Raw genomic sequence first — 18,835 nt, 5'->3', positions numbered from 1 at the left:
GTGTGGAGCTGACGAATACTAATCGGTCGAGGGCTTATCCTAAAAAAGTTTGCATGGACCCATACATCCGGCAGACAGCAGCAAAGGCTTTCAGCAGCCATTCTCTTTCGTATCCAGTTTTCAGGGCGCAAGTCCGGTTGTAAGAACTGCCAAGCGCGGTTCATGCAGCTTGATTGCGAAGACATTTGGCGATGTCCAAACCTGATTTTGCTAGCGACCCCGAGCGCTGCAAATGACAATTATCGGGGACAAGCGTGGCGGTGTAGCTCAGCTGGCTAGAGCGTACGGTTCATACCCGTGAGGTCGGGGGTTCGATCCCCTTCGCCGCTACCATTACCTTATTTAAACCCATTTGGAGGATTAGCTCAGCTGGGAGAGCATCTGCCTTACAAGCAGAGGGTCGGCGGTTCGATCCCGTCATCCTCCACCATGAATTTTTTGCGATCATTTGGAGCTGTGGTGTAGTGGCCCAACATGCCTGCCTGTCACGCAGGAGACCGCGGGTTCGAATCCCGTCAGCTCCGCCATTTAAAACATCAGGCTCGGTAGCTCAGTCGGTAGAGCAGAGGACTGAAAATCCTCGTGTCGGCGGTTCGATTCCGTCCCGAGCCACCATTTATTCTTTTCCGAAGGTGAAGAGATATGTAATGCGGAGGGCTAGTGAAGTGGCTAAACACGGCAGACTGTAAATCTGCTCTCTCTGAGTTCGGTGGTTCGAATCCATCGCCCTCCACCACTTTTTTACAGCAAGAGCCATTAGCTCAGTTGGTAGAGCACCTGACTTTTAATCAGGGTGTCGAAGGTTCGAGTCCTTCATGGCTCACCATTTTTACTTAACAAAACAAACGTAACCGAAGATCATTTGATCTTCGGTTTTTTTTGTTCAAGTTTGAAAATAAGAGATAGGCTAATGTTTGTGGAGTTGACATAAGCAAGAAGCTTTAAATCTTGGCCTCGTCCAGCTATAATTGCGGCAACAGCAGAACCCGAGCTGGTTGATCGCTTACTTGCTGCGCAATGACAGCTCGCGAATCAGCTCGTTAACGGTATCGGTTAGACGAAGCTTCAGGTCCTCATTCAGCTCGAATACCGGCTCTTCGTTAGGCTCTTGCGCGCGGTTGATTTGAGAGTCAATGGCGTATACGCCGCTTACATACAGCTTAGCGCCCATCGAAGCCAATACCGGCTTTAGGGAATAGTCGATGGAGAGCAAGTGGGCAATTGTGCCCCCGATGAATAAAGGGGCGATGATTTTTCCGTCCAAGCCCTTTTGCGGAAGCAGGTCCAGATAGGCTTTCAATACCCCTGTATAAGAGGCCTTATAGACGGGGCTGGCAATGATGACGGCATCGGCATTCTCGACTAATGCATTGGCCTCCAGAATGGCAGGGCTGTTAAAGCGGGCATGCACGAGGTCCTCGGCAGGCAAGGAAACGACGGTAATAAGATCCGTTGACAGCTGGTGCTCGGATAGCTGCTGCTGCACATAGCGGGTAATGCCATTCAACCGTGATGAAGCATTGGGACTTCCGGAAATGATAACGATTTTGGACATGCTTCGCGCTCCTCTTTGCTTATCAATTTATACTTATTTTAAATATCTATTAATCCGATGAGTAAAGTTTGAATAGATCGTATCACGAACATGAGCATCGGTCAAACGCGTAACTTTTCCTTCTAGTATTTTAGCGGTATAAGGGAACAATGTATACATAAAGAAGCGATAATAAGGGGGATTTGCCATGGTTTTTGTATTCGCCGCCTTGATAAGCTTTGCCATTGTTTTCGCAAGCGTACCTGTGCTTCGCAGGCTTGCACTAAAGCTTGGGTTCGTCGATCGCCCTGCGGAACGTAAAATTCATCAGAAGCCAATTCCGCTCATGGGCGGGACGGCGATCTTCACCGGCTGTGTCATTTCGATGCTTCTGTTCATCGGGTTGACTCCGCTTACGTGGACGATTGCCACAGGCGGGGCTGTACTCGTCATTACCGGCTTGTTAGATGATGCGGCAAAGTCGAAGGGAAGAGAATTCCCTGTACTTCCCCGCGTAATTGTATACATAGGGGCAGCGACCATTCCAACCTTGTTCCATGTCAGCATTGCCGGTATTGCTAATCCTTTGAACGGCATGTTTATTTCTTTTCCGGAATGGTTCTCCTGGCTGACAACGACAATCTGGGTGTTCGCTTTAATCAATATGATTAATTTCATAGATGGCGTAGACGGGCTTGCTTCTGGTGTCTGCACGCTTTCTGCCATTACGCTGCTTATTGCAGCACTGATCAAAGGCCAATCGGATACAGCTATTTTAGCCCTTATTGTAGCAGGGGTGTCTTTTGGTTTTTTGGTGCACAATTTTTATCCGGCCAAAATTTTCATGGGAGACGCGGGAGCGACCTTCCTCGGCTATACATTGGCAGTTATAGCGGTTGACGGTACATTCAAAAGAGCAACCTTCATTTCTCTGCTTGTTCCTTTGTTCGCGCTCGGATTGCCCATTTTGGATACGGCATATGTGATGCTGCGCCGGCTGTTAAGCGGAAAGGGGCTGCACCGGGCGGACAAGCTGCATACGCACCATACGTTGATGAAATGGGGCCTTAATCAGGTTCAGACCGTCTCCTTCATGTACTTGATCGCTGCGTTGTTTGCGATGCTGTCTATCATTCTTTTGCTGGTGATAGGCTGAATTAGGAATACGCTTATGGTACAATGACGGAAAAAAGCGTTTGCTTATGGAGATTGGAGATAGAGACATGAGTACGACAGACGACTGGTTAAAGCCTCTGCAGCACATTTTGAACTGCCCGGTACATGTTGTTACGAAATCGATAGCCGATTGGAATGAGCTGATTAAAGACGCTGATGCGGTATGGCTGGGAGATAAAGAGAAGTCCGCTCCAGCAGAAGGCCAGCGCGTAGAAAAGAACGGAAAGACATGGATCGTAGCAGGAAGCGCCGAATCCTTGATCGAGCTGATCGAGATCGACAAGCCTTCCTTGCAGGCGACTGAGAAGGAGCTGCTGAGTTGGACGCTGCAGCTTAAGCGTGGAAACTTTTTATCTAAAGATCATTCAGCCCTCTCTGAAACGGAAAGAAATGCACTGAAGCTAAGCGAGTGGATTCAGAAGCAGCTGGAATCGGATGAGCCTGCCTATTCGCTGCCTGACCATCTTACTGTAGGAAGCCGTTTATTTAATGAAATGATTCCTTTCTTACTCGTAACCGAGCAAACCAATACTAAGCAAGCGACTTATTCGGAGCTCGAGAAGCTGCTCCGCTCGTTCTTGTCGGAGGATGTGCTGCTCATTCCGCTGAAGAGTCAGGAGTGGCTGATTTGGGGATCGGCGTCTCTCTTGCGCGACGAGGAAACGGATACGTTCGACGAGCAAGAGGAGGAGTCATTGGAGGATAGCTTGTCCTCTATATGCCTAGGTCTGCATGAGATGCTTGCGAGCGAATGGATCGGGGAATGTCATCTCGCTGTAGCCCACCCGGCGGTGCCGGCTAAAGGTATGGCGGAGACGACGGTACTTTTGCGGGAAACGATAAATTTAGGACGGAAATTTCATGTAGGCACCAACATTCATCTGCCTTGGATGCTGCAGCTGGAGCGGTTATTGAATGCGATTCCAGAGGTGCAGCGGTCCAAATATTTGGAGCAATCGCTCAAGCGCGCAGATTTGTTTGTAGAGTCGGAGATGCTAAGCACGATTGAAACCTTTTTCATGCTGGATTGCAACGTCAGCGAAACAGCGAAGAAATTATACATTCATCGCAACACGCTGCTGTATCGCTTAGATAAGCTGAAACAAGAGACGGGACTGGATGTTCGTCAGTTTCGGGATGCAGTCTTGGTTAAAATCATATTACTATTGTACAAAGTTACGAAAAGAAATTAGTTTTTTTGTAAAGTTTGTGCATAGTCACAAGCTTCCCTGTGGGATAAGATATAGGCATATCGAAATTTCTTTCTAGGGGGAAAAATATCATGGCAGGCGTACGTTTAGAAGGCATTTACAAAAAATACCCGGGTTCCGACAAAGCATCGGTTACTGACGTTAACTTAGACATTAAAGACAAAGAGTTTCTCGTATTGGTTGGACCATCCGGTTGTGGTAAATCAACAACTCTTCGTATGATTGCAGGTCTTGAAGAAATTTCGGAAGGTAAATTGTTCATCGGCGATCGTCTTGTGAACGACGTGGCTCCTAAAGACCGCGACATCGCGATGGTATTCCAATCCTACGCGTTGTACCCGCACATGAACGTTTACCAAAACATGGCTTTCGGTCTTAAACTTCGTAAATTCAAAAAAGCAGACATCGACAAACGCGTTCGTGAAGCTGCTAAAATTCTTGATATCGAGCATTTGCTTGACCGTAAACCGAAGGCTCTCTCCGGTGGTCAACGTCAACGTGTCGCTCTAGGACGCGCAATCGTTCGTGAGCCGCAAGTATTCTTGATGGATGAGCCGCTTTCCAACTTGGACGCAAAGCTTCGTGGACAAATGCGTGCGGAAATCTCCAAGCTTACAAAACGTCTTGAAACAACAACAATCTACGTAACGCATGACCAAATCGAGGCAATGACGATGGGTGACCGTATCGTAGTTATGAAAGACGGCTTTATTCAACAAACAGCTTCTCCTGAGGAGCTTTACAACCATCCGGTTAATATTTTCGTTGCAGGCTTCATCGGCGCTCCTTCCATGAACTTCATTACGGGTTCGCTTACTGAGCAAGGCGGGGCACTTCGCTTCAAAGCTAGCGGTGTGGATGTTGTTGTTCCAGAAGGCAAAGCAGCTTTGCTTCGCTCGAAAGGCTATATCGGCAAAGAAGTTATTCTTGGCATTCGTCCAGAGGATCTTCACGAAGAGCCGGTATTCTTGGAAGCCTCCCCACATACCATCGTAAACGCGAATGTTGAGGTTGCTGAGAACCTTGGTCACGAAATGTACCTTTACCTGAACGGTATCGGCACGGATACGGTTATCGCTCGTGTAGACGGCCGCTCCGGCCTTCGTGACGGCAATAGCGTTAAGCTTGCTCTAGACATGAACAAAGTTCATTTGTTCGACAAAGAGTCCGAACTTAACATTTTCGAAGCTTAATAAATAGTATGGATAAAGAGCTGCCGGATCATACCGGCGGCTCTTTATTTTTTTGCAGCTAAAACCGTACAAACTGCTCACGCGTCTAAGGTGAAACACAAAAAAAGCAGGATGCGGTTGGTAGAGGGAGGGCGAGGCTGGGATGGTTCGAGAGAAGCTTGTAACTTTCCTATTGAGGGCTATAAAAAGACGCTGACATTCGAAGAGGGCGATCCGAGGTATGCATGCAGTCCATTAGTATATCAATTAAATGAAAGAAGGCGCTGCGCAACGTTGCAAACGTTGCGTTCGGCGCCTTTTTCCTTTACGATGAAGACATTAGTAATAACGCATACATAAACAATTCTTGCAGTTGTCATATGAGGGAGGCCGCACGATGCCGAAAAAAGTGAAAGTATCCGAGCTCGTACAGCAATTTCAGCTTGAGATTATTGCTGGTGAGGACGGACTGAAGCGCGCGATAACGGTTGATGATTTGTATCGTCCAGGTCTTGAGATGGCAGGTTATTTTCATTACCACCCCAGCGAGCGGGTACAGCTCCTTGGGCGGACGGAAATTTCGTTCTTAAACATGCTCGACAGCGAGGACCGCAAGGACCGCATGGTGCGACTTTGCAATGTGGACACGCCTTGTATTATTTTGACGCGGGGTCTAGAGGCGCCTCAGGAGCTGATCGATCAATCGAACGAAACGCTCATTCCGGTGCTGCGCAGCAATGTGGCTACTACAATTTTGTCCAGCCGAATTACTGACTTTCTTGAGAAAAAGCTGGCTCCTACCGCGACTATACATGGTGTATTAGTTGATATATACGGTGTAGGCATGCTTATTACCGGGGGAAGCGGCATTGGTAAAAGCGAGACGGCGCTGGAGCTGGTTAAGCGCGGCCATCGTCTCGTAGCCGATGACGCGGTTGAAATCCGACAGACGTCTGACGGCCAGCTGCACGGAAGCGCGCCTGAGCTCATTCGTCATTTGCTTGAAATCCGTGGACTAGGAATCATTAATGTGATGACGCTGTTCGGAGCGGGAGCCGTTCGAACGCAGAAACGGATCAGCCTTGTGATTAAGCTGGAGAACTGGCAACAGGATAAGCAGTATGATCGTCTTGGACTCGATGAAGAAACAACCCGTATTATCGATACCGATGTTCCGCTTGTAACCGTTCCGGTTCGTCCGGGCCGCAACTTGGCAGTTATTATCGAGGTGGCGGCGATGAACTTCCGTCTGAAGCGAATGGGCTACAATGCGGCACTGCAATTTACTAATAAACTGACAGAAACGATTGCGGACGATACAGACGATTACGATTGAGACAAAGGGGATATTGAAGCATGAATACTTTGGCTATTAATCCAATCGCCTTCACACTCGGTTCGATTGAAGTGCGTTGGTACGGGATTATTTTGGGGATGGCTGCTTTAGTTGGTTTGCTGTTAGCGATACAGGAGGGGAAGAGGTTCGGTATTAAGCCGGATTTCTTCATGGATTTGCTTCTGCTCGGTGTGCCTTCTGCTATTATTGGCGCGCGAATTTATTATGTGGCGTTTAAATGGGAAGATTATAAAGGGAATCTAATTGATGTTTTTAAAATATGGAATGGCGGTATCGCAATATACGGCGCGCTAATTGGGGCATTCATTTGCGGCTTCTTCTATTTCCGCTATAAAGGCTACAATTTTTGGCGTATCGTCGATATATGCGTGCCATCGCTTCTAGCCGGTCAAATGATTGGGCGCTGGGGCAACTTCATGAACCAGGAGGCATATGGCGCTGAGGTAAACGAGGATTTCCTTCGCAATACGCTTCATATTCCAAAGTTTATCGTCGACCATATGTTTATCGAGGGAGCCTTCCGACATCCGGCATTTTTGTACGAATCGTTATGGAGCTTGGTTGGCATCGGGCTTCTGTTCATTTTGCGCCGTCAAAGGTTTTTGCGCGCGGGTGAGCTTATGGCCAGCTACTTTATCTGGTATTCGATTGGCCGCTTCTTTATTGAAGCGCTGCGTACCGACAGCTTAGCGTTTATGGGGCCGCAATGGCTGGCATCCTTCATTAACGGACTATGGACACCGATGGAGGTATTATTCGTACAGGGTTATTTAGACCCGTCTTATGGCAATGTTCGCATTTCTCAGGCACTCGCTCTGCTGCTGATTGCATCGATGATTGTACTTATTATCGTTCGTCGCAAGACGGGGCTGGCCGATGCGTATTATCATGATCCGATTGTCTCGAGCAAGCCGGAGAGAAATGTCAGCGCTGATGAAGCGGCGGCTGTGAAGGCTGCCGGCAAAGATAAAACGGAAGATAGCAATGCGGGCAAAGGGAAATCGTAATCAAGGAGGACTTCACAATGACGGGCAATATCAAAACCATGCTGTTCGATTTGGATGGCACGATTATCGACACCAATGAGCTTATTATTCGCTCGTTCATAGAATCACTGCAGGGTTATGTGCCGGAGGGCTTCGGATGGGATCATATAATACCCAGCATGGGCAATCCGCTAACGGATCAAATGAAGATGTTCTCCGGGCTTGAGGATGTGTCACATCTCGTAGCCGCTTACCGGGAAGTGAACCTTCGACTGCATGATGAATATGTGAAGGCTTTCGACAATGTCAACGATGTGATGGCTAGGCTTCACGAGCATGGGATCCAAATCGGAGTGGTCACAACAAAAATGCGGTTGACAACGGAAAGAGGATTGAAATTCGTTGGCTTGTTCGACTACGTTGATGCTATCGTAACGATCGATGATGTCAAAAACCCGAAGCCGCACCCGGAGCCGGTTAGCAAAGCGATTGGGCTGCTGGGCGCGGACCCGGCTTCTACGATCATGGTTGGAGACAGCATCGTTGATATTGAATCGGCAATTGCCGCTGGCGCAATCGCAGTCGGTGTTGCATGGTCGCTGAAGGGTGAGAAAAAGCTGAAGGATGCGGGTGCGCATCACGTCATTCACGACATGCGTGATCTTTATGCTTTTGTCGGATTGGAGAAGGAGACGCTTGCGTAAGGTTGAACATTATCCAGTGGAGGGACCGAACGCGCTGTGGCAGGTGTATTCGACGGTAAGCCGCATTAAGTCGGTTCGTAATTTTATTTTTATACAGCTTGCGCGCTACTGTCCGATTCTTCCGCTTAAAAATTGGATTTACCGTCGTATTCTCGGCATGAAGGTCGGAGAGCATACCGCTTTTGCTTTGATGGTTATGGTCGATGTGTTTTTTCCGGAACGCATTACGGTCGGTAATAATTCGATAATCGGGTATAACACAACGATTCTGACACATGAATATTTGATTAAAGAATATCGGCTTGGTGATGTGACGATCGGATCGCATGTGATGATTGGCGCAAATACGACGATTCTGCCAGGCGTGACGATCGGTGATTATGCCGTCGTTGCGGCAGGCTCGGTGGTTTATAAGGATGTGCCGGCCCACGCTTTTGTTGGCGGAAATCCGATGAGGGAAATTCAGCGGAGCAGCCAGAATAGCGGATAGGAACGGTAAGAATGAGGTATGAACCAACTGCTATGGTAGGACTAGGAGTGCCTGAGGGTACTCTTTTTTTATTGTCGATTGAAACTACGGATAGACGGGTGGGAAGTCGCAGAGACGCTTCATTTGGACGAGCTTTTTGAACAGGGAGTAAGGCTTTTATAGGCGGAGGCAGTTCGTGAAACAGGTGTCTGCTCACTTGACGAAAGCGCGGTTTTCATGCTAATATAACGTCTAAACTCTTTAATTTGTTAGTATGGTAACATGGTAGCACTTTAATATACTAAAGTAACTGAAGGTGATCAGGAATGTCGAAACCCAAAGTGTTTGAGAAGCCGATAGGCGTGAAAGATTATTTGCCGAGCGCAGTGACGAAGCTGCGTCACATTGAGCGTCAGGTGCTTGCCTGCATGCAGGGCTGGGGCTATGAGCAAATCATAACACCTACGATGGAATATTACGATACGGTTGGCGTTGCGAGCTCAACCTCGGATCAAAAGCTGTTCAAGCTGCTGAACAATAAAGGAACGACATTGGTGCTGCGCTCCGATATGACGGCACCCATCGCACGCGTCGTTGCATCGTTATTAAAGCAGTCGGATTTCCCGCAGCGCTTGTCATATCATTCTAATGTATTCCGTGCGATTGAGGAGGAGGCTGGCCGCGAAGCGGAGTTTTTCCAGACGGGCGTAGAGCTGGTTGGCGATTCCTCCGCAGAGGCGGATGCAGAGGTCGTGGCGCTTGCGATTGCTTCGTTGAAAGCAGCCGGAGTGGAGCGCTTCAAAATTGCGATCGGGCATGTGGGCTTCTTGAATGGTTTATTGGAGGAGACGCTGCCGGGCCGTGTAGAGGAGCAGGAGCAGCTGAAGGGCTTTTTGCTTGGACGCGATTATGTGGGCTATCGACAGCAACTGCGTGAGTTGTCGCTTGAGGAGCCGGTGCAGCGCGAGCTGGAAGGCATTTTGCGGCTGCGGGGCGGACAGGAGATTTGTGATCAGGCGCTGCAGCTAAGCGCGGATGCAACAGCGCAAGCTTCGATTCGCCATTTATGCGAAATATGGGATGTGCTTAAGGCGTACGGGGTATGCGAGCATGTGCTGATTGATCTGACGATGATCGGGGATTTCTCCTATTATACAGGCATGACCTTCGAGGGTTATGCGGCTGATCTTGGCTTCCCCGTTGTAAGCGGCGGACGTTATGATAACCTGCTGGCCCAGTTCGGCAGACCGGCGCCGGCCACAGGCTTCGCGCTGAAGACGACGCGTATTCTTGAGCTGCTTGGGAATGAAGCGGATAGCGCGCTTGATCGTACGCTTGTTGTCTATGACGGCAGAGGGCGCGCTGAAGCGCTGGAGAAGGCGCAGGAGCTGCGCGCGCAGGGCGTAAGCGCAGTAACGGAGCGTGTCGTGAACGGGCTGCCTACGGGGCTGGCTGAAGCGGCGGCACAGGAGGCTTTTACGCATAAAGGCGTGCAATATTCAGCATTGATTACGTTTGTTGGAGCGGAAATGAAAGGGGGCAGCGCCTTATGAGCGGAGAAACAAGAGAGATCCTGAAGGTCGCGATGCCGAAGGGCCGTATCTATAAGCAGGCATCGAAGCTGTTTCGCGAAGCGGGACTGCCGATTCCAAGCGATTTTGATGATACGCGGAAGCTGATCATTGAGCTGCCTGAGATGGGCATGGAGTTTATTATGGCGAAGCCGGTCGACGTGCCGACTTATGTGGAATACGGCGTGGCGGATATCGGGATTGTCGGCAAGGATGTTCTGATGGAGGAGAATAAGGACGTCTACGAGCTGCTTGATCTCGGGATCGCCAAATGCCGGATGTCCGTTATCGGTATGCCGGATTGGAAGCCAACCATTAACCCGCGCGTTGCAACGAAATATCCGAACGTGGCGTCTGCTTATTTCCGCGAGCTGGGACAGCAGGTGGAGGTTATTAAGCTAAATGGCTCGATTGAGCTGGCCCCGATGATCGGTCTAGCGGACCGGATTGTCGATATGGTGGAAACGGGTCAAACGCTGCGCGAGAACGGGCTGGTGGAGATGGAATCGATCTTCGGCATTACGAGCCGCCTGATTGCCAATCGGGTCAGTTACCGGATGAAGAACGATGCGATTCAGAGCTTGTGCGACCGGCTGCAGGAAACGCTGGCTGTTCGGGTATAAATAGATTTAACTGGTGAAGTCGTTGAAAGGAGTGGAATAGATGCGCATTATGCGAGCGGAGCAGTTTGGATTAAAGCGTGAGGTGGAATATGGATCACCGGAGCAAAATGAAACGGCGCTGCGGATCGTAGCGGACGTGAAGGCCGAGGGGGACGCGGCGCTGCTGAGGTATACGGAGCAGCATGACCGGGTAAAGCTGGATGCGTCGTCGCTGCGTGTGACGCAGGAGGAAATTGAAGCGGCGTACGGACAAGTCGACGCTGATTTTCTTACGGCGATCCGCGAGGCAGCCATAAATGTTCGGGTGTTCCACGAGAAGCAGCTGCGCACGTCGTGGATGGACCTGCAGCCGGACGGTACGCTGCTCGGGCAAATTATGCGGCCGCTGAAGCGGGTCGGCGTCTATGTGCCCGGAGGCAAGGCGGCTTATCCGTCGTCCGTGCTGATGAATGTCATTCCGGCACAGGTGGCCGGCGTGCCGGAGATTGTCATGGTGACGCCGCCAGCGACCGGCGGCACGGAGGGCATCGACCCGTATATTCTCGTAGCCGCCGCCGAGGCGGGCGTGAAGGAGATGTACCGGGTCGGGGGCGCTCAAGCGATTGCCGCGCTTGCGTACGGCACAGCTTCAATCGCGCCGGTTGACAAGATTTGCGGACCGGGCAATATTTATGTAGCGCTGGCGAAGCGCGCTGTCTTCGGCGCCGTCGATATCGACAGCATCGCCGGCCCAAGTGAAATTGTCGTGCTTGCCGACGATTCTGCCGATCCCGCGTATGTAGCTGCGGATCTGCTGTCGCAGGCCGAGCACGATGAGATGGCGTCGGCCATTCTCATCACGCCGTCGCAGCAGCTGGCGGAAGCGGTCGCAGCAGAGGTGGAGCGCCAGCTGTCTACGCTGCCGCGGCAGGATATTGCCCGCAGCTCGATTGACAGCTACGGCGCGGTGCTGCTTGTCGATTCGCTTGAAGCGGGTATCGACGTAATAAACCAGCTTGCTCCCGAGCACCTGGAGGTGTTGACGGCTGATCCGATGCGTTTGCTCGGACATATCCAGAATGCCGGCGCTATTTTCCTCGGGCCTTACAGCTCAGAGCCGGTTGGCGATTATTTTGCAGGGCCGAACCACATTATTCCGACCAATGGCACGGCTCGCTTCTCATCGCCGGTTAATGTCGATGATTTTCTAAAAAAATCGAGCTTAATTTACTATAGCAAGGAAGCGCTGATGGCTAATGGCGACAAAATTATGACGCTAGCGCGTCATGAAGGGCTGGAAGGCCATGCGCGCGCAATTGAGATCCGTTTGGAGAAGGAACGCGGAAGCCAGTAAGGGTTTGTTGAAATAGAACCCTATCACTTTTAAAGGAAGAAGGAATGAAAGTGTCTGAGAATAGAGTGCGTGAGGCATCGGTTGCGCGCAAGACGAATGAGACGGATATTAAGCTTGCGTTTGCGGTAGACGGAACAGGCGAGGCGAAGATTGATACGGATGTGCCTTTTCTAAACCATATGCTTGATTTATTCACGAAGCACGGTCAATTCAATTTAAATGTAGAGGCGCGCGGCGATATCGATATCGATGATCACCACACGGTGGAGGATATCGGCATCTGCATCGGCCAGACGCTTCGCGAAGCGCTTGGAGACAAACGCGGCATTAAGCGTTATGCCAGTGTATTCGTTCCAATGGATGAGGCGCTTGCGCAGGTGATCATTGATGTGAGCAACCGTCCGCATTTTGAGTATCGCGCAGAATATCCTTCCTCGCAGGTGGGAAGCTTCTCGACGGAGCTGGTTCATGAGTTTCTATGGAAGCTGGCGCTTGAGTCGCGAATTACGCTGCATGTTATTGTGCACTACGGCAAAAATACGCATCACATGATTGAAGCGGTGTTCAAGGCGCTTGGGCGCGCGCTAGATGAAGCGACAAGCATTGATCCTCGCGTGCAAGGAGTGCCTTCGACGAAAGGGGTGCTGTAATATGATTGCAATCATCGATTACGGCATGGGCAATTTGCACAGCGTGAGCAAGGCAGTTGAGCGGCTTGGCTATGAGGCGGTCATTACAGCAGATCCGCAAACGATCGTAGAGGCGGACGGAGCATTGCTTCCGGGCGTAGGGGCTTTCGGCGACGCGATGGAAAATTTGCGCAATACGAAGCTCGATGATGTCGTGAAGTATTATGCGGCTTCCGGCAAGCCTATGCTCGGCATTTGTCTCGGTATGCAGCTGCTCTTCGGCGAGAGCGAGGAGTATGGCACGAATGAAGGGCTGAGCTTGCTGCCCGGGAAAGTCGTCCGCTTCCAGGGAGACTATAAGGTGCCTCATATGGGCTGGAACAAGCTTTCTTTCCTGCAGGAGCAATCGCCGCTATTCAAAGGCCTAACCGAGGGGCATGTCTATTTTGTACACTCCTACCACGCAAAGCCGGAGCAGGCGTCCGATCTGCTTGCGACGACGGATTATCACCAGCAGGTGACGGCTATTGTCGGTCGCGGCAATGTGTACGGCATGCAATTCCATCCGGAAAAAAGCGGTGAGCTGGGCATGCAGCTGCTTAGAAATTTCCTGGCGCTGACAAGCAGCAAGCAGCTTGCTTAGTAAGGCGCTAATCGGCGTCTGATCATCGGGTGGGAGCCTGACGATCAGCGGATAAGATACAGCACGTTAGAATGAGTACAAAGGAGAGAGAAACATGCTGGCGAAACGTATCATACCGTGTCTGGACGTGAAGGACGGCCGCGTGGTGAAGGGTGTGAATTTCGTCAACCTTCGCGATGCGGGAGATCCCGTCGAGCTGGCGGCTACCTACGATCAAGAGGGTGCTGATGAGCTTGTATTTCTGGACATTTCGGCCTCGGTTGAAGGGCGGGCCACGATGATTGAGGTCGTAAAGCGGACGGCAGGGGAAATTACGATTCCGTTCACGGTAGGCGGCGGCATCTCGCATGTTGATGACATGAAGCGGCTGCTGCGCGCGGGCGCAGACAAAATCGGTATTAACACGGCCGCAGTAAAAAATCCTGCGCTCGTCCAAGAGGGCTCCCGTAAGTTTGGCTCGCAGTGTATTGTGGTAGCGATCGATGCGAAGTTTAATGCGGAGTGGGGCGAGTGGGAGGTTTATACGCACGGCGGTCGTCAAACGACAGGCATTAAAGCGATGGAATGGGCGCGCGAAGTAGAGCGTCTCGGTGCAGGCGAAATTTTGCTGACGAGCATGGATGCGGACGGAACAAAGGATGGTTTCGACATTAAGCTGACGCAGGCGGTGTCGGACTCGCTCGGTATTCCGGTCATTGCCTCCGGCGGAGCGGGACGAATCGAGCATTTTCATGATGTATTTCAGCAGGCGCATGCAGATGCGGCGCTGGCGGCTACGATTTTTCACTATAAAGAAATGACGATTCGCGAAGTGAAGGAAGATTTGCGCAGGAAGGGAGTAGAGGTTCGATGACAGCAGCAAACCATCAGAATGAGCTGGTATCCAAAATCAAATGGGACGATGCAGGGCTTGTACCGGCCATCGTGCAGGACGCGCAGAGCAAGGAAGTGCTTATGATGGCTTACATGAACATGGAGTCGCTTCAGCTTTCCATTGAAAGCGGCGTAACCTGGTTCTGGAGCCGCTCGAGGGGCGAACTATGGAATAAAGGGGCAACCAGCGGCCATACGCAGCGCATCGTTACGATGGCTTATGATTGCGATGGCGATACGCTGCTTGTGAAGGTTGAGCAGAATGGGCCCGCTTGTCATACGGGACGGTACTCCTGCTTCTTTAATCCAATCGAAGTGAACGGTCAATCCTCAGCGGCGGACGCTGCTGAGCCAGCTCCAGATCGCTTCGGCGCGCTTGGACAGCTGGAGAGCGTTATCGCAGAACGTTTTGCAGAGCGCCCGGAAGGGTCCTATACAACGTATTTGTTCGAAAAGGGCGTCGACAAAATCTTGAAAAAGGTCGGCGAAGAAGCGTCCGAGGTGATCATCGCGGCGAAAAATAAAGACAACGACGAGCTGCGAAGCGAAGTCGGCGATCTGATTTTCCACCTGATGGTGCTGCTTCGCGAGCGCGGCCTGCCGTTTGACGATGTGATCCGCGAAATTAACAGCCGTCACGGGAAGCCTACTACGAATAAGATGAGATAAGTGTTCGGCTGGATAGGTGAATTGGAGTGAAGCTGATTTTCCAGCGGTATAGAAACAAAACATTTTTGAGGAAAGGCCGGTATGCCTATGTTTATCGATTATCATACCCATCATGCCCGCTGCGGCCATGCCATCGGCGAGCTTGAGGAATATGTAAAGAAGGGAATCGAGATCGGCCTTGCGCAAATCGGCCTTTCCGACCATATGCCGCTGCTGCATGTAGATCCGGCTAGCTATTATCCGGAGATGGCGATGCCCATGGAGGAGATTCCGCGTTATGTGGAGGAGTGCCTTGCGCTCAAGGAAAAGTATAAAGGGCAAATCGATGTCCGCGTCGGACTTGAAGGCGACTATATCGAGGGCTGCGAGGAGCAAATCGAAGCGATCGTAAAGGCTTATCCATGGGATTATGTGATCGGCTCGGTTCATTTTCTCGGGGAATGGGACATTACCGATTTCCGGCAAACGCATGGCTGGGAAGGCCGCGACCGGATGGCGGTATACGAGCAGTACTACGATGCCATCGGCAAAGCGGCTGCAACAGGTTTCTATGATTATATCGGTCATATCGATGTGATCAAACGCTTCGGCTTTCAGCCGGATGGCGATGTGAAGCATTTGGAAAATGCGGCGCTGGAGGCGGTTAAGCGGCATGGACTTGCAATCGAGCTGAATGCGTCCGGTCTTCGAACGCCTGCCGCGGAGATGTTCCCAAGCCGTCGTATGCTGGAATATGCGCATAAGCTGGGCATTCCGCTTACGATCGGCTCTGACGCACATCAGCCGGAAAGATTGGGGCAATATTTAGATCAAGCGCGTGCGGTGCTGAAAGAGGTCGGATATACGCAGCTTGCGACATTTAATTGTCGAAAATTACTGCTAATTGATTTTTGAATTCTCGTAAATTCAATGTATAATAAAGAGGATCAAAGAAGCTTGTCGAATAATTTGGCAAGGGCGAAATAAGGTTTACTCAAATTAATTGGTTTTAACGCTCAGGAGGGTATCATGTTAAGCGACAAGGTGCGAATTTTTTCGGGTTCGTCTAATCCGGTATTGGCTCAGAAAATTAGTGCAGAGCTTGGTCTGACGCTAGGCGCGATCAAGATGTCACGTTTCAAAAGCGGCGAGATTTATGTGCATTACGAGGAAACGATTCGAAATTGCGACGTGTTTCTCGTACAATCGTTCTCGCATCCGATCAACGAGCATTTTGTCGAATTGCTGGTCATGATTGATGCTGCGAAGCGGGCTTCCGCCAGAACAGTCAACATCATCATGCCTTACTACGGCTATGCGCGTCAGGAGCGCAAAGCAGCGCCTCGGGAGCCAATCTCCGCGAAAATGCTTGCGGATGTGCTTACGACAGTTGGGGCGAATCGTGTCATTACGATTGACCTGCATGCTCCGGCCATTCAAGGCTTCTTCAATATTCCAGTTGATCATATGACGGCGCTTGATCTGATCAGCGACTACCTGAAATCGAAAAACATCAAAAATCCGGTTGTCGTATCGCCGGATGCGGGCCGTGCTTCCACCGCAGAAAAGCTGGCGAATTATTTGGACACTTCGTTTGCCATTATGATCAAGAAACGTCCCGCTCATAATGAATCGGTGATTACGCACGTTATCGGTGATGTTGAAGGCCAAACTCCTATTATCATTGAAGATTTGATTGATACGGGATCAACAATCGTCAATGTTGTGGAAGGCTTGAAGGAGCGTGGCGCAGAAGATGTATACGTATGCGCAACACACCCGCTATTCTCCGGCTCGGCCATTGAGCGTTTAGACCATCCAAATATTAAAGAGGTTATTGTTACCGACTCGATCAGCCTGCCGGCTTCAACGCCGGAACGTTTCAAGGTGCTATCGGTAGCTCCGCTTTTAGCGGAAGCGACACGTATTATTTTGGAGGGCGGCTCGATCAGCACGCTGTTCAAGAGTAACGGGGTTTAAGTCCCAGCAGTACAAGCTTGACTCATTGAATTTAATAATATGCTGCGGGAAATCGCGGGCGGTGCATATGCCGTCCGCGATTTTTCCCACATATTCTTTCGTGTTAGGATAGGTGGGGCTATGGTATAATCGTAGAAAATCGGAAGTAACGGGAGGTGCCTTGCCAATGAAGGAGAAGAAACGTGTAGTCATAGATCAACAAGCGAAAGTCATACCCATTCAATGGGATGCCACGTTTTTTTTCGAGCGTGCGGTTCGATCGCTGGATCGATTCCATTATGACAAGGCACTTAAGTATTTTCGTCGCGCCGTCGAATACGAGCCGGATAATCCGGTAAACCATTGCAATATGGCCGGTATTCTATCCGAAATGGGTAATTATGAGGAATCGAATCGAATTCTAGGCTGGATTGTCGATGAGCTCGATCCGACGATGACGGAGTGCCATTTCTATATGGCGAACAATTTCGCGAATATGGAGCAATATGAAGCAGCCGAGGGCTCGCTTATTCAATATTTGGAAGAGGATGCGGAAGGCCAATTTCTGGATGAAGCGGAAGAAATGATGGATCTGCTGCATTTTGAGCTGGAGCGTCCTACACGTCTGACGAATATTAAATCGCGTGAAGGTATGGTTGAGCATGATCAAGCCCGAACGCTGCTCGAGGAAGGCAAGTTCGCGGAAGCCGTCCGTATGCTGGAGCAAATTATTGAGGCGCAGCCTGACTTCCTGGCCGCGCGCAATAATTTGGCGTTGGCCTATTACTATATGGGCATGTTCGATAAAGCGATGGATACCATTCATGAGGTGCTGGAGCTCGAAGCCGGCAACCTGCATGGGCTCTGCAACCTTGCAATCTTCCATCAGCATGCGAATGATGAGGAGAGCCTGAAGCCGCTGCTTGAGCTGCTGCTTAAGACCGTGCCGTTTCATCAGGAGCATGTGTTTAAATTAGCTACCACAATGGGCATCTTAGGAGAACATGGTGCTGCTTATAAACACTTTACCCGTCTGTTGAAGGATTCTGAGCTTCATCAGGATCCCTGCTTATATCATTACGCGGCGGTTGCGGCGTGCAATATCGGAAGATTGCAGGAAGCGGAGCGGCTATGGAAGCAGACGATCAAGCTCGATCCGGAGTCCGGCATTCCTCACTATTATATGGAGCAGCTAGAGCTCGTTCGAAGCGGCCAGCAATCGACGCCGATCAGCTATCACTACCACCTGCCCTTCGAGGAGCAGTTCAAGCTTTGGGAGAAATCGGCGGACGGCATACCCGATCATTTGAAGCGTGATCCGCTCGTCCGCTCGTCCTTTTTCTGGGCGCTGCGTCATGGCGATCAGCATACGAAGCTGCAGGTCATTCAAGCACTCGGCATGATCGCTGATAACGAAGTGAAGGATGTTCTGCGTGCCTTCCTGCTTGAGCAGGACGAGGATGATTATTTGAAGCGTATCGCGATATTCGTATTGCGGACTATCGGTGTGCAAGAGCCGCTGCATGCGGTGCTGGAAGGCAAAGCAACGGTGATTGAGCCCAATCGCGTTCCATCCCGGCTGCCGGTATGGGAGGAGAAGTGGCAGTCAGTCGTAGAAGCTGCCCTTGGCCGTATGAGCAAGCAATATGATTTGGTGCAGCAGCATGATTTGATGACGCTGTGGGTTGAGTTTTTGTCGCGGGTGTATCCGGACGTTCCGAAGCTTACGAAGCCGGAGGGCTGGGCGGCCGCGCTTGAATATTTAACCGCAAAGATGCATCGACGGGCGATTTCCTATCATGAGGTATCGCTCCGCTACGGCACATCGATTGCTACAGTCAGCAAAAACGTTAAGAGAATTGATGAGGTTTGCGGCATTAAGGAGAAGATGAAGTCGATCAGCTCCGTATTTGCGGCACAAGCGGCGAATCTGCGTGATGAATAATT

General features: G+C 50.7%; 18 protein-coding genes and 6 tRNA genes. 23 read left to right on the top strand and 1 reads right to left on the bottom strand.

The genetic code is table 11. From position 1 onward, the window contains the following. Positions 1-256: 256 nt before the first annotated feature. The 6 genes from ACO9K6_RS16195 (at position 257) to ACO9K6_RS16170 (ending at position 826) form a co-directional block, all read left to right on the top strand. A tRNA-Met gene (locus ACO9K6_RS16195) sits at positions 257-333 on the top strand. 21 nt (positions 334-354) lie between these two features. Further along, positions 355-430, top strand: a tRNA-Val gene (locus tag ACO9K6_RS16190). A gap of 20 nt (positions 431-450) precedes the next feature. Continuing rightward, positions 451-527 (top strand) — tRNA-Asp (locus tag ACO9K6_RS16185). A 12-nt stretch (positions 528-539) separates the two neighbouring features. After that, positions 540-615, top strand: a tRNA-Phe gene (locus ACO9K6_RS16180). A gap of 36 nt (positions 616-651) precedes the next feature. After that, positions 652-736: transfer RNA gene (locus ACO9K6_RS16175), tRNA-Tyr, on the top strand. A gap of 14 nt (positions 737-750) precedes the next feature. Next, positions 751-826, top strand: a tRNA-Lys gene (locus ACO9K6_RS16170). A gap of 177 nt (positions 827-1,003) precedes the next feature. On the opposite strand, the gene ssuE is transcribed toward ACO9K6_RS16170, so the two are convergent. After that, entirely contained in the window at positions 1,004-1,555 is a 552-nt protein-coding gene (gene ssuE, locus ACO9K6_RS16165; RefSeq protein ID WP_424768585.1) for an NADPH-dependent FMN reductase, read from the bottom strand. 187 nt (positions 1,556-1,742) lie between these two features. Here ssuE and ACO9K6_RS16160 point away from each other — a divergent pair, with 187 nt between their 5' ends. The 17 genes from ACO9K6_RS16160 (at position 1,743) to ACO9K6_RS16080 (ending at position 18,833) form a co-directional block, all read left to right on the top strand. After that, entirely contained in the window at positions 1,743-2,690 is a 948-nt protein-coding gene (locus ACO9K6_RS16160) for an MraY family glycosyltransferase (RefSeq protein WP_424768584.1), read from the top strand. A 67-nt stretch (positions 2,691-2,757) separates the two neighbouring features. After that, complete coding sequence (locus tag ACO9K6_RS16155) at positions 2,758-3,903, top strand: PucR family transcriptional regulator (protein WP_424768583.1); 1,146 nt, start codon at positions 2,758-2,760, stop codon at positions 3,901-3,903. An 89-nt stretch (positions 3,904-3,992) separates the two neighbouring features. Beyond that, the gene (locus tag ACO9K6_RS16150) at positions 3,993-5,114 is read left to right on the top strand and encodes an ABC transporter ATP-binding protein (protein WP_424768582.1); all 1,122 of its coding nucleotides are present in this window, start codon (positions 3,993-3,995) and stop codon (positions 5,112-5,114) included. Between the two features lie 376 nt (positions 5,115-5,490). Continuing rightward, the gene (gene hprK / locus ACO9K6_RS16145; protein WP_424768581.1) at positions 5,491-6,429 is read left to right on the top strand and encodes an HPr(Ser) kinase/phosphatase; all 939 of its coding nucleotides are present in this window, start codon (positions 5,491-5,493) and stop codon (positions 6,427-6,429) included. Between the two features lie 20 nt (positions 6,430-6,449). Beyond that, a complete protein-coding gene (gene lgt / locus ACO9K6_RS16140) occupies positions 6,450-7,457 on the top strand; it encodes a prolipoprotein diacylglyceryl transferase (RefSeq protein WP_424768580.1) in 1,008 nt (335 codons plus the stop codon). A gap of 17 nt (positions 7,458-7,474) precedes the next feature. Further along, positions 7,475-8,140, top strand: a complete 666-nt coding sequence (ppaX, locus tag ACO9K6_RS16135) for a pyrophosphatase PpaX (RefSeq protein ID WP_424768579.1) — start codon at positions 7,475-7,477, stop codon at positions 8,138-8,140. After that, positions 8,133-8,630 carry an acyltransferase gene (locus tag ACO9K6_RS16130; RefSeq protein ID WP_424768578.1) on the top strand — a complete coding sequence of 166 codons (498 nt, stop codon included), beginning with the start codon at positions 8,133-8,135 and terminating at the stop codon, positions 8,628-8,630. Before ppaX ends, ACO9K6_RS16130 begins: the two co-directional genes overlap by 8 nt. Before the next feature lie 305 nt (positions 8,631-8,935). Then, positions 8,936-10,162, top strand: a complete 1,227-nt coding sequence (locus ACO9K6_RS16125; protein ID WP_424768577.1) for an ATP phosphoribosyltransferase regulatory subunit — start codon at positions 8,936-8,938, stop codon at positions 10,160-10,162. Then, the gene (gene hisG, locus ACO9K6_RS16120) at positions 10,159-10,803 is read left to right on the top strand and encodes an ATP phosphoribosyltransferase (protein WP_424768576.1); all 645 of its coding nucleotides are present in this window, start codon (positions 10,159-10,161) and stop codon (positions 10,801-10,803) included. Before ACO9K6_RS16125 ends, hisG begins: the two co-directional genes overlap by 4 nt. A gap of 40 nt (positions 10,804-10,843) precedes the next feature. Continuing rightward, entirely contained in the window at positions 10,844-12,136 is a 1,293-nt protein-coding gene (hisD, locus tag ACO9K6_RS16115) for a histidinol dehydrogenase (RefSeq protein WP_424768575.1), read from the top strand. A 50-nt stretch (positions 12,137-12,186) separates the two neighbouring features. After that, positions 12,187-12,786, top strand: coding sequence for an imidazoleglycerol-phosphate dehydratase HisB (gene hisB / locus ACO9K6_RS16110; protein ID WP_424768574.1), 600 nt, complete (start codon positions 12,187-12,189; stop codon positions 12,784-12,786). A 1-nt stretch (position 12,787) separates the two neighbouring features. Beyond that, positions 12,788-13,408, top strand: a complete 621-nt coding sequence (hisH, locus tag ACO9K6_RS16105; protein WP_424768573.1) for an imidazole glycerol phosphate synthase subunit HisH — start codon at positions 12,788-12,790, stop codon at positions 13,406-13,408. 94 nt (positions 13,409-13,502) lie between these two features. After that, positions 13,503-14,261: an imidazole glycerol phosphate synthase subunit HisF gene (gene hisF / locus ACO9K6_RS16100; RefSeq protein WP_424768572.1), complete on the top strand. Its 759-nt coding sequence runs from the start codon at positions 13,503-13,505 to the stop codon at positions 14,259-14,261. Then, positions 14,258-14,950, top strand: coding sequence for a bifunctional phosphoribosyl-AMP cyclohydrolase/phosphoribosyl-ATP diphosphatase HisIE (gene hisIE, locus ACO9K6_RS16095; protein WP_424768571.1), 693 nt, complete (start codon positions 14,258-14,260; stop codon positions 14,948-14,950). The genes hisF and hisIE overlap by 4 nt, the downstream gene beginning before the upstream one ends. A gap of 87 nt (positions 14,951-15,037) precedes the next feature. Further along, on the top strand, positions 15,038-15,844 hold the full coding sequence (gene hisJ, locus ACO9K6_RS16090) for a histidinol-phosphatase HisJ (protein ID WP_424768588.1): 807 nt from the start codon (positions 15,038-15,040) through the stop codon (positions 15,842-15,844). Positions 15,845-15,958: 114 nt separating this feature from the next. Continuing rightward, complete coding sequence (locus ACO9K6_RS16085) at positions 15,959-16,909, top strand: ribose-phosphate diphosphokinase (RefSeq protein ID WP_424768570.1); 951 nt, start codon at positions 15,959-15,961, stop codon at positions 16,907-16,909. Between the two features lie 166 nt (positions 16,910-17,075). Then, on the top strand, positions 17,076-18,833 hold the full coding sequence (locus ACO9K6_RS16080) for a tetratricopeptide repeat protein (RefSeq protein WP_424768569.1): 1,758 nt from the start codon (positions 17,076-17,078) through the stop codon (positions 18,831-18,833). Positions 18,834-18,835: the final 2 nt, after the last annotated feature.

It is taken from the genome of Paenibacillus praedii, assembly GCF_049725345.1.
Lineage (GTDB): Bacteria > Bacillota > Bacilli > Paenibacillales > Paenibacillaceae > Pristimantibacillus.
This window is presented reverse-complemented; position numbering and strand designations above follow the sequence as displayed.